Annotated in this window: 11 protein-coding genes; 8 read left to right on the forward strand and 3 right to left on the reverse strand. The window is 75.3% G+C overall.

Going from position 1 to position 15278, the window contains the following annotated elements; all coding sequences use genetic code 11:
* Window positions 1-15: 15 nt before the first annotated feature.
* The 6 genes from scy to RND61_RS00650 all read left to right on the forward strand — a co-directional run bounded on the left by scy (window position 16) and on the right by RND61_RS00650 (window position 8956).
* Window positions 16-3981 (forward strand): polarized growth protein Scy, encoded by a 3966-nt coding sequence (scy, locus tag RND61_RS00625; RefSeq protein WP_315875594.1) that lies wholly within the window; start codon window positions 16-18, stop codon window positions 3979-3981.
* A 115-nt stretch (window positions 3982-4096) separates the two neighbouring features.
* Window positions 4097-5032, forward strand: coding sequence for a cellulose-binding protein (locus RND61_RS00630; protein WP_315875595.1), 936 nt, complete (start codon window positions 4097-4099; stop codon window positions 5030-5032).
* Window positions 5033-5180: 148 nt separating this feature from the next.
* On the forward strand, window positions 5181-6125 hold the full coding sequence (locus RND61_RS00635; protein WP_315875596.1) for an ATP-binding cassette domain-containing protein: 945 nt from the start codon (window positions 5181-5183) through the stop codon (window positions 6123-6125).
* Between the two features lie 3 nt (window positions 6126-6128).
* Entirely contained in the window at window positions 6129-6908 is a 780-nt protein-coding gene (locus RND61_RS00640; protein ID WP_315875597.1) for an ABC transporter permease subunit, read from the forward strand.
* 123 nt (window positions 6909-7031) lie between these two features.
* Window positions 7032-8144: an ABC transporter ATP-binding protein gene (locus RND61_RS00645; protein WP_315875598.1), complete on the forward strand. Its 1113-nt coding sequence runs from the start codon at window positions 7032-7034 to the stop codon at window positions 8142-8144.
* A complete protein-coding gene (locus RND61_RS00650; protein WP_315875599.1) occupies window positions 8141-8956 on the forward strand; it encodes an ABC transporter permease in 816 nt (271 codons plus the stop codon). The genes RND61_RS00645 and RND61_RS00650 overlap by 4 nt, the downstream gene beginning before the upstream one ends.
* A 13-nt stretch (window positions 8957-8969) precedes the next feature.
* Here the strand turns inward: RND61_RS00650 and RND61_RS00655 are convergent, their stop codons facing one another.
* Complete coding sequence (locus RND61_RS00655) at window positions 8970-9305, reverse strand: ATP/GTP-binding protein (protein WP_315875600.1); 336 nt, start codon at window positions 9303-9305, stop codon at window positions 8970-8972.
* Window positions 9306-9532: 227 nt separating this feature from the next.
* Here RND61_RS00655 and RND61_RS00660 point away from each other — a divergent pair, with 227 nt between their 5' ends.
* The gene (locus tag RND61_RS00660) at window positions 9533-10567 is read left to right on the forward strand and encodes an LLM class flavin-dependent oxidoreductase (RefSeq protein ID WP_315875601.1); all 1035 of its coding nucleotides are present in this window, start codon (window positions 9533-9535) and stop codon (window positions 10565-10567) included.
* A 122-nt stretch (window positions 10568-10689) separates the two neighbouring features.
* Here the strand turns inward: RND61_RS00660 and RND61_RS00665 are convergent, their stop codons facing one another.
* Window positions 10690-11082, reverse strand: a complete 393-nt coding sequence (locus RND61_RS00665) for an SCO5389 family protein (RefSeq protein WP_315875602.1) — start codon at window positions 11080-11082, stop codon at window positions 10690-10692.
* A gap of 221 nt (window positions 11083-11303) precedes the next feature.
* Between RND61_RS00665 and nucS the strand changes: the two genes are divergently transcribed.
* Window positions 11304-11975, forward strand: coding sequence for an endonuclease NucS (nucS, locus tag RND61_RS00670; RefSeq protein ID WP_315875603.1), 672 nt, complete (start codon window positions 11304-11306; stop codon window positions 11973-11975).
* Between the two features lie 109 nt (window positions 11976-12084).
* Here nucS and RND61_RS00675 read toward each other — a convergent pair whose 3' ends face one another.
* Window positions 12085-15051: an ATP-binding protein gene (locus tag RND61_RS00675; protein ID WP_315875604.1), complete on the reverse strand. Its 2967-nt coding sequence runs from the start codon at window positions 15049-15051 to the stop codon at window positions 12085-12087.
* Between the last annotated feature and the right edge of the window lie 227 nt (window positions 15052-15278).

The raw sequence follows: 15278 nt of genomic DNA on the forward strand, positions 1-15278 counted from the left end.
GGATGGGACCGCGCAGTGCGGGGCTACGAACGCCAGGAGAGCCACCGGGCTGACGACGACCACCTTTCGCGGTTCGAGGCCGAGATGGACCGGCTGAAGACCGAGCGGGAGAAGGCCGTCCAGCACGCCGAGGACCTCGGTTACCAGGTCGAGGTGTTGCGCGCCAAGCTCCACGAGGCGCGGCGCGCCATCGCGTCCCGGCCTGCCTACGACAGCGCCGACGTCGGCTACCAGGCCGAGCAGATGCTGCGCAACGCCCAGATGCAGGCCGAGCAGATGCGCTCCGACGCGGAGCGCGAGCTGCGCGAGGCCCGCGCCCAGACCCAGCGCATCCTCCAGGAGCACGCCGAGCACCAGGCCCGCCTCCAGGCCGAGTTGCACAACGAGGCGGTGCAGCGGCGCCAGCAGCTCGACCAGGAGCTCGCCGAACGCCGCCGGACCGTCGAGGCGCACGTCAACGAGAACGTGGCCTGGGCGGAGCAGCTGCGCGCCCGTACGGAGGCCCAGGCGCGGCGCCTGATGGAGGAGTCCCGCGCCGAGGCCGAGCAGGCCCTGGCCGCCGCCCGCGCCGAGGCCGCCCGCGTCGCGGAGGAGGCCCGCCAGCGGCTGGCCGCCGAGTCGGAGGCCGCCCGCATCGAGGCCGAGTCCCTCCTGCTGCGCGCCCGGAAGGACGCCGAGCGGCTCCTCAACGCCGCCTCCGCGCAGGCCCAGGAGGCCACCGGCCACGCCGAGCGGCTCCGTACGGCCACCGCCGCCGAGGCCGAGCAGGCCCGCCAGCAGGCCGCGGAGCTCAGCCGGGCCGCCGAGCAGCGGATGCAGGAGGCGGAGGAGCGGCTGCGGCTGGCCCGCGCCGAGGCCGACAAGGTCGTCGCCACCGCCGCCGAGGACGCCGCCAAGCGCGTCGCCGCCGCCGAGTCGGCCAACGAGCAGCGCACCCGTACCGCGAAGACCGAGATCGCCCGGCTGGTCGGCGAGGCCACCAAGGAGGCCGAGACCCTCCGCGCGGACGCCGAGCAGGCGCTGGCGGACGCCCGCGCCGAGGCCGAGAAGCTGCTCGCGGAGGCCGCCGAGAAGGCCCGTACGAAGGCCGCCGAGGACTCCGCCGCCCAGCTCGCCAACGCCGCCCGCGCCGCCGAGGAGATGCTCGGCAAGGCGTCCGAGGACGCCCAGGCCACCACCCGCAAGGCGGCCGAGGAGGCCGAGCGGATCCGCCGCGAGGCCGAGGCCGAGGCCGACCGGCTGGTCGGCGAGGCCGCCGACACGGCCGAGCAGCTGCGCGGTGCCGCGAAGGACGACACGAAGGAGTACCGCGCCAAGACCGTCGAACTCCAGGAGGAGGCGCGGCGGCTGCGCGGGGAGGCCGAGCAGCTTCGGTCCGAGGCGATCGCGGAGGGCGAGCGGATCCGCGCCGAGGCCCGGCGCGAGTCCGTCCAGCAGATCGAGGAGGCGGCCAAGACCGCCGAGGAGCTGCTGACCAAGGCGAAGGCGGACGCCGACGAGCTGCGCACGGCGGCGACCGCCGAGAGCGAGCGGGTCCGCGCCGAGGCGGCCGAGCGGGCGACCGCCCTGCGCGCCCAGGCCCAGGAGACCCTGGAGCGCACGCGCGCGGAGGCCGAGGAGCTGCGCGCGGACGCCGACGAGCAGGCCGAGTCGGTGCGGGCGGCCGCCGAGGCCGCCGCCGCGGCCCTGCGCGAGGAGGCCGAGCGGGGCGTCGCGGCCCGGCGGGCGGAGGCCGCCGAGGAGCTGGCGCGGCTCCACCAGGAGGCCGAGGCCCGGCTCGCCGCCGCCGAGCAGGCCCTCGCCGACGCCCACGCCGAGTCGGAGCGGCTGCGCCGGGAGGCCGCCGAGGAGACGGAGCGGCTGCGCACCGAGGCCGCCGAGCGGCGGCGCGCGCTCCAGGAGCAGGCCGAGCAGGAGGCCGAGCGGCTGCGCACCGAGGCCGCGGCGGACGCGTCGAGTTCGCGCGCCGAGGCGGAGAACACCGCCGTACGGCTCCGGGCGGAGGCCGCCGCCGAGGCGGAGCGGCTCAGGACGGAGGCGCAGGAGACCGCCGACCGCATGCGCGCCGAGGCCGCCGCCGCGGCGGAGCGGCTCAAGGCGGAGGCCGCCGAGGAGCTGGCGGCCGCGCAGGAGGAGGCCAACCGGCGCCGCCGGGAGGCCGAGGAGACGCTGGGCGCCGCGCGCGCCGAGGCGGACCAGGAGCGCGCCCGCGCCCGGGAGCAGAGCGAGGAACTGTTGGCGTCGGCCCGCAAGCGGGTCGAGGAGGCCCAGGCGGAGGCGCAGCGGCTGGTCGAGGAGGCGGACCAGCGGGCCGTGGAGCTCGTGTCCGCGGCCGAGCAGACCGCGCAGCAGGTGCGGGAGTCGGTGGCCGGCCTCCAGGAGGCGGCCGAGGAGGAGATCGCCGGGCTGCGCTCGGCGGCCGAGCACGCCGCGGAGCGGACCCGCACGGAGGCGCAGGAGGAGGCGGACCGGGTTCGGGCCGACGCCTACCAGGAGCGGGAGCGGGCCGCCGAGGACGCGGCGCGGGTCCGGACGCGCGCGCAGGAGGAGACCGAGGCGGCGAAGTCGCTGGCCGAGCGGGCCGTCAAGGAGGCGCTGGCGGAGGCCGAGCGGCTCAAGGCGGACAGCGCCGAGTACGCGCAGCGGGTGCGGACGGAGGCGTCGGACTCGCTCGCGTCGGCCGAGCAGGACGCGGCGCGTACGCGCGCGGAGGCCCGCGGCGACGCCAACCGGATCCGTTCCGAGGCGGCCTCGCAGGCGGACCGGCTCGTCACGGAGGCGTCGGCCGAGGCGGAGAAGCTGGTCGGCGACGCCACGGCGAGGGCCGAGCAGATCGTCGGCGACGCGACCGGCGAGGCGGAGCGCGTCACGGCCCTGGCGTCCCGGGAGGCCGACCGGCTGGCGGCCGAGGCGGTCGAGGTCCTCGACGAGGCGCAGGCCGAGGCGGACCGGCTGCGCGACGAGGCGCGCAAGGCCGCCGACAAGCGGCGCGCCGACGCGGCGGAGCAGGCCGACCAGCTCGTCGCGAAGGCCACCGGCGAGGCGGAGCGGCTGCGTGCCGAGGCGTCGGAGACGGTCGGTGCGGCGCAGCAGGCCGCCGCGCGGATCCGCGAGGAGGCCGGGCGGCACCTCAAGGAGACCGAGGAGGCGGCGGAGCGGCTGCGCGCGGAGGCCCGCGCGGAGGCGGACCGACTGCTGGACCAGGCGCGGGAGGCCGCGGCCAAGCGCCGGGCGGACGCCGCCGAGCAGGCCGACCAGTTGGTGGCGAAGGCGCAGGAGGAGGCGCTGCGCGCCACGACGGAGGCCGAGGCGCAGGCGGACACGATGGTCGGCGCGGCCCGCAAGGAGGCCGAGCGGATCGTGTCCGAGGCGACCATCGAGGGCAACACCCTGGTGGAGAGGGCCCGTACGGACGCGGACGAGTTGCTGGTCGGCGCCCGCAGCGACGCCAACGCCATAAGGGAGCGCATGGAGGAGCTGCGCGCGCGGACCGAGGCGGAGATCGAGGAGCTGCACGAGCGGGCCCGCCGGGAGAGCGCCGAGCAGACGCGGATCGCCGGGGAGCGGGCCGACAAGCTGGTGCGGACGGCGGAGCAGCAGTTGGCCGAGGCGGAGGCGAAGGCCGAGAAGCTGCTGTCGGACGCCAGTTCGGAGGCGAGCAAGGTCCGCATCGCCGCGGTGAAGAAGGCCGAGGTCCTGCTGAAGGAGGCCAACCAGAAGAAGGCCGACGTGACCCGCGAGGCCCAGAAGATCAAGGAGGACGCGGAGGCGGAGGCCGAGCGCCTGACGGCGGACGGCCGGCGGGAGCTGGAGGTGCTGGTGCGCCGGCAGAAGGACATCAAGGGCGAGATCGCCCGTGTCCAGGCCGTGCTGGAGGCGTTGGAGTCCTTCGAGGCGCCGCCCGGCGGGAGCAAGGACGGCGGCGTCAAGGCGAGCGCGACGGTCGGTACCCGTTCGAGTGGCAAGTCAAACGCCGACTGAGCCACTCAAAAGGCTGGACATTCTCCCAATCAAACGGTCATCCGCTCGATGACACGCCGCTCGGGCCCCTAGGATTCCCTCTAACACCTCACCGGTCTCATTCGACAGGAACCCCATGAGCGACACTTCCTCCCCCTTCGGCTTCGAGCTCGTGCGGCGTGGTTACGACCGCGGTCAGGTGGACGACCGCATTACCAAGCTCGTCGCCGACCGTGACAGTGCTCTGGCCCGAATCACTGCTCTGGAAAAGCGCATCGAGGAGCTCCACCTCGAAACCCAGAACGCCCAGGCCCAGGTGAGCGACGCCGAGCCGTCCTACGCCGGTCTGGGCGCCCGCGTCGAGAAGATCCTCCGCCTCGCCGAGGAGGAGGCCAAGGAGCTGCGCGAGGAGGCCCGTCGCGCCGCCGAGCAGCACCGCGAGCTGGCCGAGTCGGCGGCCCAGCAGGTGCGCAACGACGCGGAGGCGTACGCGGCGGAGCGCAAGGCGAAGGCCGAGGACGAGGGCGTCCGCATCGTCGAGAAGGCGCAGTCCGAGGCGAGCACGCTGCGCGCCGAGGCGCAGAAGGACGCGCAGTCCAAGCGCGAGGAGGCCGACGCGCTGTTCGAGGAGACGCGCGCCAAGGCCGCCCAGGCCGCCGCCGACTTCGAGACGAACCTCGCCAAGCGGCGCGAGCAGTCGGAGCGGGACCTGGCCTCGCGTCAGGCGAAGGCGGAGAAGCGGCTCGCGGAGATCGAGCACCGCGCGGAGCAGCTCCGCCTGGAGGCGGAGAAGCTGCGGACGGACGCGGAGCGCCGGGCCCGCCAGACGGTGGAGACGGCGCAGCGCCAGGCCGAGGACATCGTGGCCGACGCGAACGCGAAGGCGGACCGCATCCGCAGCGAATCGGAGCGGGAGCTGGCGGCGCTGACGAACCGTCGGGACTCGATCAACGCCCAGCTGACCAACGTCCGCGAGATGCTGGCCACGCTGACCGGTGCCGCGGTCGCGGCGACGAACGTGCCGGACGACGAGCCGACCAGCCGCGGCGTTCCGGCGCAGCAGTCCCGCTGAGTCGTCGGCGTACGGGCCGCGCCGGGCCGTTGCGCACGGCCGGTTCGCGCGCCGGTCCTGTTCCCCCGTGAGGGCCGGAGTCGTGTGCTCCGCGTGGCCCCCCGCCATTCCGGTGGCGGGGGGCCACGCGCTTCCGTAGCGTGGGCGCATGATCGAACTAGAGGGCCTGACCAAACGTTTCGGTACGAAGACGGCCGTCGACCGCCTCTCCTTCACGGTCCGTCCCGGAATGGTGACCGGGTTCCTCGGGCCCAACGGCGCGGGCAAGTCGACGACCATGCGCATGATGCTGGACCTGGACGCCCCGACGAGCGGCACGGTCCGGATCGACGGCCGGCACTACCGCGAGCTGGACGAGCCGCTGAAGTACATCGGCGCCCTGCTGGACGCCAAGGCGATGCACGGCGGACGCACCGCGTACCACAACCTGCTGTGCCTGGCGCAGTCGAACCGCATTCCGGAGCGGCGGGTCGGGGAGGTCCTCGACCTGGTCGGCCTCTCGGCGGTGGCGCGCAAGAAATCGAAGAATTTTTCGATGGGGATGGGGCAGCGGCTGGGAATCGCTGCCGCACTCCTGGGCGATCCCCGGATTCTGATGTTCGACGAACCCGTGAACGGCCTGGATCCCGAGGGAATTCACTGGATCCGCAATCTGATGAAACACCTCGCGTCGGAGGGGCGAACGATCTTCGTTTCGAGCCACCTCATGAGCGAAATGGCACTGACGGCCGATCACTTGATCGTCATCGGGCAGGGAAAGCTGCTCGCGGACATGTCGATGGCCGATTTCATCCAGCGGAACTCCCGCAGTTACGTACGCCTGCGCACCCCGCAGCGGGAGCAGGCCAAGGACGCCCTGGCCGCGGCCGGCCTGACGGCGGTGGACGCCGGGGACGGGGCCCTGGAGATCGACGGGGAGTCGACGGAACGGGTCGGCGAGCTCCTCGCGGAGCACCGCGTCGTCCTCCACGAGCTGAGCGCCCAGCGGGCCTCGCTGGAGGAGGCGTTCATGCGGATGACCGCGGGCGCGGTCGAATACCACGCACACGACGGCGCCGCACCCCAGTGGGGCGCGGACGTGAAGGGGGCCTGAACGATGGCATCGGTACCGGCGGTCCTCCAGTCGGAGTGGACCAAGATCCGTACGGTCGCGTCCACGGTGTGGACGCTGGCCAGCGCCCTGTTCGTGACGGTCGCGGTGGGCGCGGGGCTCAGCGCCCTGATGCGCGCGCAGTTCGACAACCTCCCCGAGTTCGAGCGGGCGACCTTCGACCCGACCATGATCAGCTTTTCCGGCATGATGCTGGGGCAGCTGGCGATGGTCGTCTTCGGCGTCCTCGTGGTCGGCACGGAGTACAGCTCCGGCATGATCCGCACGTCGCTGGCGGCGGTCCCGCAGCGGGCGACGTTCCTCTTCGGCAAGATCGCGGTGGCGGGGCTGCTGGCGCTGGTCGTGGGCCTCGTCACCAGCTTCCTGTCGTTCTTCGTCGGCCAGGCGCTGCTCGGGGAGCACCGGACGTCGATCGGCGAGGACGACGTGCTGCGCGCGGTGATCGGCGGCGGCCTCTACATGGGCCTGATCGCGGTCTTCTCGATGGGCGTGGCGGCGATGCTGCGCTCCTCGACGCTGTCGCTCGGCATCCTCGTGCCGTTCTTCTTCCTCGTGTCGCAGATCCTGTCGGCCGTCCCCGGCGCCAAGGACGTGGCCCGGTACTTCCCCGACCAGGCCGGCTCCAAGATCATGCAGGTGGTGCCGAACGCGATGGGCCAGGACCCGGCCCCGTACGGGCCGTGGGGCGGGCTCGGCATCATGCTCCTGTGGGTGGTGGCGGCCCTCGCCGGGGGCTACGTGGTGCTCAAGCGCCGCGACGCGTAGGTTTTCGGGAGGGGGGAGGGAACCGCCGCGGCCCCGCTCCCCTCTTACCTCCTACGGGTGGCCCTCCGGCGTGCGGGTGCGTGGCGCCGCCCGCTGTCGGACCGAGCTGTGTGGGGCTGGAGAATGATCGAGGCAGTCCGCCTGACCAAGCGCTACGGCGCCAAGACCGCCGTGGACGACCTGTCGTTCCAGGTGCGGCCCGGTGTCGTCACCGGGTTCCTGGGGCCCAACGGCTCCGGCAAGTCGACCACGATGCGCATGATCCTCGGGCTGGACCGGCCCACCTCCGGGCACGTCACGATCGGCGGCCACCCCTTCCGGGAGCTGCCGAACGCCCCCCGCCAGGTCGGCGCCCTGCTCGACGCGCGGGCGGTGCACGGCGGACGCACGGCCCGCAACCACCTCCTTGCCCTCGCCCAGCTCGCCGGCATCCCCGCGCGGCGCGTGGACGAGGTGCTGGGCGTCGTCGGCCTCCAGGACGTGGCGCGCAGGCGGTCCAGCGGGTTCTCGCTCGGCATGGGCCAGCGGCTCGGCATCGCGGCGGCGCTCCTGGGCGACCCGCAGGTGCTCCTCTTCGACGAGCCGGTCAACGGCCTGGACCCGGAGGGCATCCTCTGGGTGCGGAACCTGATGCGGGCGCTGGCCGCCGAGGGCCGTACGGTCTTCGTCTCCTCGCACCTGATGAGCGAGATGGCCCTCACCGCCGACCACCTCGTCGTCATCGGTCGGGGGCGACTGCTCGCCGACATGAGCGTCCGCGACTTCATCGCCGCCAACTCCGCCGGCTTCGCGCGCGTGCGGACGCCGGCGGGGGAACCGGAGCAGCGCGAGAAGCTGGTCGCCGTCCTGACCGGGGCGGGCGGCTTCGTCCTGTCGGAGCCCGACGGGGCCCTGCGCGTGACCGGGCTGCCCCTCCCCCGCGTCAGCGACCTGGCGCACGGCGCCGGGGTCCGGCTGTGGGAGCTGTCCCCGCACCAGGCGTCGCTGGAGGAGGCCTACATGCGGTTGACGCAGACGGCCGTGGACTACCGCTCCACGGACGACCGGCTCGCGGAGCTGGGGCCGGTGCCCGAGGAGCCGCCCGCCGTCCCCGACGTGCCGCTGGAGGGCTGGTACGCACCCCCGCCGCCCGCCCCGGCCCCCGCGCCCGGCGCCCCGGCGCACGGGGCCCGCGCCGGCGGGGACGACCCGCGGCAGAGCCGTACGCACGAGAGCAGCACCGAGGACGCCCGATGACCACCACCCCGTACACCTCCCCCATCCCCGTGCGTCGCGCCCACCTCGGGGACGCCATCGCCTCCGAGTGGACCAAGATGCGCTCCCTGCGGTCGACGGTCTGGACGCTGGGCGTGATGGTCGCGCTCGTCGCCGGACTCGGGATGCTGCTGGCCTTCGCGGTCGGCGAGGTCCCCTCGGACGGGGTCGAGAGCAGCGACAGCGTCCTCGACCTGGGCCTGCTCGGGATGCTGCTCGCCACGGTGTGCGTGATCACGCTGGGCGTGCTGACGATCACCTCGGAGTTCGGCACGGGCATGATCCGTACGACGCTGACGGCGTGCCCGAGCCGGGGCCGGGTGCTGGCCGCCAAGGCGATCGTCTTCTTCGGGCTGGTCTTCGTGACGACGACGCTCGTGTCGGCGGTCACCGCGGCCGCGCAGTCCGCGATCCTCGGGACGACGGGCGGGGCGAGCGCCGGGCAGTGGCTCCGCGTGACGGTCGGCGTGGGCCTCTTCATGGCCTGCCTGGGGCTGCTGTCCCTGGCCGTGGGCGCCCTGCTGCGGCACTCGGCCGGGTCGATCACGACGATGATCGGCCTGGTGCTGCTGCCGTACGTGCTCGCGATCGGCCTGTACACCCCGGAGCTGAGCGGGCTGCGCACCGCGCTCATCGAGTACTCCATCCCGGCCCTGCTGGGCGCCCTCTACACGGGCGGCGCCACCGGCGACGTGCCGATGCCGTCCGGCTGGGAGTCGCTGTGGATCATCATGGGCGTGACCGCCGCGGCGCTGGGCGGGGCGTACGCGGCGTTCGACCGGCGGGACGCGTGAGCCGGTCCGCGTCCTAGTGGCGCGGGGCGTTGCGGGACCGCTGCACCCGGGTGGTGCGGCGGTCCTTCGCGTTCCAGCACGCCTTGTGCCAGTGCCGCCGGTCGTCCACGCCGCCGTACTCGGGCCAGGCCACCACGTGCGGGACGCCGGAGGGGATCTCCTGGTCGCAGCCGGGGCAGCGGTACCGCTTCCCCGCCGTGCTCGCGCCCGCCACGGTCCGCACGGACCACTCCTCGCCCTGCCAGTCCTCCGTCCGCTGGAACCCGCCGTAGCGGTCGCCGCCGCCCCCGCCGGTCTCGGGGGACGTCTCTGCGCCCCTCTTCTGGGGCCGGTTGCGGCGCGGGGACACGGAACACCTCACAGGGCGGGCGGGACGAACGTCCCGTCCAGCGTAAGCGCCCCGCGACGGCCCCCGGCACGGCCCCGCCGGCCCCGACGCGTGTGCGACCGGCCGCCCGTCCAGGGGTGGTTAGCCGAAAATCGCAAGAACCCGGCCATCGGCCGTTGCCCCCGGCACGTGTCGGGCGTTGTCGGCGGTGAGGGGAGTGGCGTCGGCCGTCGAGGAGGCACAAGGCGATGCGCGTGGGGACTTTCGTACTGGCGGCGCAGTTCCCCGGCCAGGGGCACAGCGAGGCGCTGCACCGCGCGGTGCGCTCGGCGGAGGTCGCCGAGGAGGCCGGGCTGGACTCGGTGTGGCTCGCGGAGCACCACTTCGTGCCGTACGGGGTGTGCCCCTCGGCCGTCACCCTGGCCGCGCTGCTGCTGGGCCGGACGCGCCGCATCCGGGTCGGCACGGCGGTGAGCGTGCTGCCGACCGCCCATCCGGTGGCGCTGGGCGAGCAGGCGGCGCTGCTGCACATCGCGTCGGGCGGGCGGTTCACGCTCGGGGTGGGGCGCGGCGGGCCGTGGGTCGACCTGGAGGTGTTCGCCGCCGGTCTGGAGGCGTACGAGCGGCACTTCCCGGAGTCGCTGGACGTGCTGCTGCGCTGGCTGCGCCAGGACCGCGTCGGGGCGGACGGCGAGCGGCACCGCTTCCGGGAGGTCGCGGTCGTGCCCCGGCCGGACGAGCTGATCGACGGGGCGTCCGCGCCGGAGACGGTCCTCGCCTGCACGTCGCCGAAGAGCGTCCGGCTCGCCGCGGAGCGCGGTCTGCCGATGCTGCTGGGGATGCACTGCGGGGACGAGGACAAGGCGGAGATCACCGCCCTGTGGCGCCGCGAGGCCCTCGCCGCCGGGCACGCCCCGGAGGAGGTGGCGCGGATCGCCGAGCGGCACGTGTCGGCTGGCGTCGTGCAGATCGCCGACCACGCGGCGGACGCGGTGGAGACGCTGCTGAAGGCGATGCCGGGCTGGCTGCGCCAGGGGCTCGGCGCCCATGTGACCGTGGACGGGCGGCACCGGTCGATGCGGGACCCGCACGCGTACACGGAGCTGCTGTGCGGGCTGCATCCGGTCGGCACGCCCCGTCTGGCGGCGGACCGGCTGGCCGCCACGTCGGAGCGGACGGGCATCCGGCGGTTCGCGCTGCTGGCGGAGGGGTCGGGCCAGCTCGCGGCGACGGAGGAGAACGTGCGCCGGCTGGGCGCCGAGGTCCTGCCGCTGCTGCGGTGAGCCGCACGCGCGCCGGCCGGGCGGTGCGGACGCGGCGCCGTGGCCGGGGTCCGTCCGGCTGGCCGCCGCCCCCGCACCCGGCGTGCCCCAGGGCGACGCGGAGCGGCAACGGGTGCGCGGCGTCAGCAGTCGCGCAGCCCGGACGACTGGTTCAGCAGTTGGGCCCGTACGGAGGTGAAGCGGGCCAGCCGCTCGTCGACCGCCGGGTCCAGGGGGAACACCGCGACACGGTGGCAGTTCTGGAAGGCCAGCCGGACGCCGAAGTGGCGCTCCAGCGACCCCCGTATCGCGTCGCTCGCCAGCGCGCGCAGCAGTTGCCCGCGCGCCTGCTCGTCCGGCGGAGGCGTCTGGTTGTCGGCGAAGGCACCCCCGTCGACTCTCAGCCGGGCCACCAGGGAACTGATCATCTCCCATGCGAAGGGCAGGGAGGTCCGGACGCAGTCGACGAAAGCCGCTTCGTCGACCTCGCCTCGCTCGGCCTGGTCCAACAGAGCCGGTGAGACGTCGAGCGACATGGGGTTCTCCTCTCGCGACCCCGCGGGGAGCGGGGTCTTACGGGCAGGGAAGGAGGAGCCCCCGTACGCACACGCTGCGTGCACGAGCGGCGACCTCCCGCTTCCACGGTAGGGGTGCCGTCCGGGCCGCACCAGGAGATTGGCCTACAACAGGCCAGGGATTCACGGCCGTTTGGCACCGAATCGCGCGAAAGCGCATGTGTCGAGTAGCGTTGCCGACCATGCGTCTCGTCATCGCCCGCTGCTCCGTGGACTACGCGGGCCGGCTCACCGCCCACCTGCCCTCCGCCCCCCGCCTGATCCTGGTCAAGGCGGACGGCAGCGTCTCGATCCACGCCGACGACCGGGCCTACAAGCCCCTCAACTGGATGTCCCCGCCGTGCACCCTCAAGGAGGGCGAAGGCGACTCCGCCGGTGTCTGGACGGTCGTCAACAAGGCGGGCGAGAAACTGATCATCACAATGGAGGAGATCCTCCACGACTCGTCCCACGAGTTGGGCGTCGACCCGGGCCTCATCAAGGACGGCGTGGAGGCGCACCTCCAGGAGCTGCTCGCCGACCGGATCGAGACACTGGGCGCCGGGTACACGCTGATCCGCCGCGAGTACCCCACGGCGATCGGCCCGGTCGACATCCTCTGCCGGGACGCCGACGGCGGCACGGTCGCCGTCGAGATCAAGCGGCGCGGGGAGATCGACGGCGTGGAGCAGCTGACCCGCTACCTGGAGCTGCTGAACCGGGACCCGCACCTGGCGCCGGTGAAGGGCGTGTTCGCCGCGCAGGAGATCAAGCCGCAGGCGCGCGTGCTGGCGACGGACCGGGGCATCGGCTGCGTGGTGCTGGACTACGACGCGCTGCGCGGCATCGAGGACGACAAGCTGCGCCTCTTCTGACGATCCGTCAATTCCACTGGGGCGTACGCGTGCGGCCCCGGGCGGTGGTGCCGCCCGGGGCCGTCGTGCTGTGCGGGCGCGGGTGCGCGCCGCGGGGGTCGCGCCCGGCTCAGGCGGCCGAGCCGCTGGGGCCCGGCCCGCCGGAGGGCGTGGCGGCGCCGCTCGTGTGGGACGCCATGCCGCCGCCGCTCTCGCCGCCGCCGCTGTCGCCGGTGGTGCCGCCCGCGGCGCCGCCCGGGTCGGGGGTCTCCGTGGGCGGCGCGGGCGGCGTGTCCGAGGGCGTCGGGTCGGTGGTCGTGGACCCGGAGGGGCCGGGGCCGGTGGTGGAGGAGCCGCCGCCCGTGGTCGGGGAGCCCGTGGTGCTCGGGGAGGTGGTGGAGCCGCCCGTACCGCCGCCGGACGTGCCGCCGCCGCCCGTGCCGCCGGACGTGCCGCCGCCGCCCGTGCCTCCGGTGCCCGTGCCCCCGGTGCCGGAAGCGCCGCCCGTGCCGCCGGACGTCGCGTCCCCGTCCGGCGTCGACGGGTCGGTCGCCGGGTCGGACGGGTCGCCGCCGGGGGAACCCGCCGGGCCGGGCCGCTCGGAGGAGCCGGGCCCGTCGCCCGCCGGTTCGGTGGCGGAGCCGCCCGTACCGCCGCCGGACGCCCCGGTGGTGCCACCGCCGCCGCCGCTGCCGCCGTCGGAGGTCTCGTCGTCGAAGCCGCCGCCGGTGCCGTCGCCGCCGCCGGCGCCCGACGAGTGCTCGGTGACGACCTTGTCGCCGGTGGAACCGCCGTCGTCGCCGCCCTCGCCGGAGGACGCGCCGAGGGTGACGACCGTACCGAGCACCGCCGCGAGGACGGCGCCCGCGCCGGCCGCGACGAGGTTGCGCCGGGTGCCGTTGAGCAGCAGGGTCCGCAGCCCCTTCCGCGCGGGCCGCTCCTGGCGGGGGTACGCGTGCGCCGCGCCGTCCGTGCCCGCGCCGAAGGCGCCGTACGCGGCGTCGAAGTCCGCCCCCGCGGAGCCGCGGCCGTAGACGGAAGCGGAAGCGGAAGCAGAAACGGAACCGGAAGCGGAAGCGGGGTCCGCGCCGAGCCCCGCGGCGGTGCCCGTCCCGAAGCCGCCGCGACCACCGGACCCGGCCGGGGAGCCGTACGCGCCGCCCGGGCCGTACGCGTCCGTCCCCGTCCCGGCGCCCGCGCCGACGGCGGCACCCGCGCCCGGCCCCGCGCCGGAGCCCGCGCGTCCGGACGCACCGGTCCCGCCGGGTGCGGCGCCCGGACCGGCCGGGGTGCCGGGGCCCGTGCCCGGGCCGGTGCGGCCCGCGCCGGGCGGCGTGGCCGCACGGAGGCCGCCCGGCGGCGGCGCGGCCGGCTCCTCGTACGCCGGCGTGCCGCGTTCGCGGTCGGCGACCAGGGCGAGGGCGCGACGGCCGGCGACCGTGCCGCGCTTGTCCGCGAGGGCGCCGCGCAGCGCGATGGACGCCTCCAGCTCGGCGCGCGCCCGGTCGAGGTTGCCCTTGCACAGGGCGAGGACGCCCAGCTCGTGGTGGAAGTACGCCTCCTCGGCGACCTCGCCGGCGAGCCGCGCGGCGGCCTGGCCGGAGCGCAGCGCGCGTTCCCAGGCGCCCCAGCGCAGACCGGCCGCGAGGGCGGGCGCCGCGCTGCGGGCGAGGAGGACGGCGGTACTGGCGTGTCCGGCCTCCTGGCTGGACGCGAGGGCGTGGAGCGCGGCGAGTACGGCGTCGGCCTCGGTGGCCACCCGCTCGGGGGCGACGGACGGGTGGCCCACCCACCAGGCGTAGTGCTGGGCGGCGGTGTGGGCACGGGCCGGGGCGCCCTGGTCGTAGCCGTGTTCGACGAGCTGCTCGGTGATGCCGGGGGCCAGGCGGTGGCGCGGGCCGACGGGGGTGAGCAGTCCGCAGCGGACGAGTTCGCCGAGCGCGGCGTCGGCGTGGGTGTCCCCGACGAGGGCGGGGAGGTGCGCCTGGTGGGGGACCTCCCCGCCGAGGGCGACGGCGAAGCGGAGGGTCTCGCGGGCGGCCTCGGAGAGCCGGGAGGCGAGCAGCGCGGCGGGCGCGGCGGCTTCGCCGAGGCTCGGCAGGGGCGCGTCGCGGACGTCGGTGAAGACGCTGCCGTCCGGGTCCCCGTCGCCGCCCGCCGGGGCGGGGGCGCGCAGGACGTCGCGCTGCCGCAGCAGGGCGCCGGCCTGGACGAAGCGGAGGGGCAGGCCCTCGGACTCGAACCAGAGGTCGCCCGCCCAGTTGGCCTCCTCGTCGGTGAGGGGCCGGTCGACGGCGTGCTCGAGGAGTTCGAGGGTGGTGGACCGGTCGAGGCCGGGGAGGACCACCTCGTCGAGGGGCGCGTCCGGGGAGGGCGCGGGCGTGTCCGGGGTGGCCGCGAAGAGGAACGCGCACTCGGGGGCGGCGTCGAGGAGTTCGTCGAGGGCCGCGCCGCCGAACTCCAGGTCGTCGAGGAGGACCACGGCACCGATCTCGCGGACGAGGGCGAGCAGCCCGGCCCGGTCGGGGCGGTGGCCCGGGGCGTGGTGGGCGGCCGCGAAGAGGTCGTACAGGATGTCGTCGGCGGTGTGGCGGTGGCCGGAGAGGCGGATGACGCCGTCGGGCGCGAGGCCGGCGCAGTCGGCGGCGACGGCGTCGAGGAGCCGGGTGCGGCCGGAGCCGGCGGGGCCGGTGAGGCGGGCGGAGCGGCCGCGGGAGAGGAGCTGTACGAGCCGTTCGCGCTGTTCGCCGCGGTCCAGGAGCGGCGGGAGCAGGGCGGCGGGCCCGGTGGGGACGGGCGGGGCGGCGGCGCGGTCGCGTTCGGCGCGCTGCTCGGGGGTGCGGTGGGCGGGGGGTTCGGGCTGGCGGCCGGGCGGGCAGGGCTCGATCTCGCTGCCGTCGACCGGGTTGACGGTGAGGAGGAGGTCGCCGGCGACGAGCTGGGCGGTACGGGCGGGGGCGGGGGCCTTGCCGGTGCCGAGCGGGGCGGGCGGATCGTCGCGGGAGGCGCGCGGGCGGCCGGCGTCGCCGTTTCGGCGGGCGGCGCCGTCGGTGGTGTCGTGGCCGTGGTCGTCCGGCCGCGGGTTCATCGGGTCCATGGTGAAAGCCCCTCAAAAGCGTGGTGCGGCGAAGCCCCTCCCGGCCGATCTGCACGCACGGTGTCGCTTCTGGTCCGGTGCCCGCCGTGTGGGTCCGTCGATGGGCAGACGTCCAAGACCCTAGACGTTCGCCGGGCCGTGGGAAACATCCGGGGTGCCGGCCGCCCCAGACGTCACGGTCTTGTGAGTATGGGCGGCTGGAGCCGCCTGGGACGTTTTGCTCCCCC

The organism is Streptomyces tamarix (assembly GCF_032423885.1).
Lineage (GTDB): Bacteria > Actinomycetota > Actinomycetes > Streptomycetales > Streptomycetaceae > Streptomyces > Streptomyces tamarix.

Coding starts and splice junctions, on each gene's coding strand:
- RND61_RS00630 (WP_315875595.1), top strand. CDS start 4,097: ATGAGCGACACTTCCTCCCCCTTCGGCTTCGAGCTCGTGCGGCGTGGT.
- RND61_RS00635 (WP_315875596.1), top strand. CDS start 5,181: ATGATCGAACTAGAGGGCCTGACCAAACGTTTCGGTACGAAGACGGCC.
- RND61_RS00640 (WP_315875597.1), top strand. CDS start 6,129: ATGGCATCGGTACCGGCGGTCCTCCAGTCGGAGTGGACCAAGATCCGT.
- RND61_RS00645 (WP_315875598.1), top strand. CDS start 7,032: ATGATCGAGGCAGTCCGCCTGACCAAGCGCTACGGCGCCAAGACCGCC.
- RND61_RS00650 (WP_315875599.1), top strand. CDS start 8,141: ATGACCACCACCCCGTACACCTCCCCCATCCCCGTGCGTCGCGCCCAC.
- RND61_RS00660 (WP_315875601.1), top strand. CDS start 9,533: ATGCGCGTGGGGACTTTCGTACTGGCGGCGCAGTTCCCCGGCCAGGGG.
- RND61_RS00665 (WP_315875602.1), bottom strand. CDS start 11,082: ATGTCGCTCGACGTCTCACCGGCTCTGTTGGACCAGGCCGAGCGAGGC.
- nucS (WP_315875603.1), top strand. CDS start 11,304: ATGCGTCTCGTCATCGCCCGCTGCTCCGTGGACTACGCGGGCCGGCTC.
- RND61_RS00675 (WP_315875604.1), bottom strand. CDS start 15,051: ATGGACCCGATGAACCCGCGGCCGGACGACCACGGCCACGACACCACC.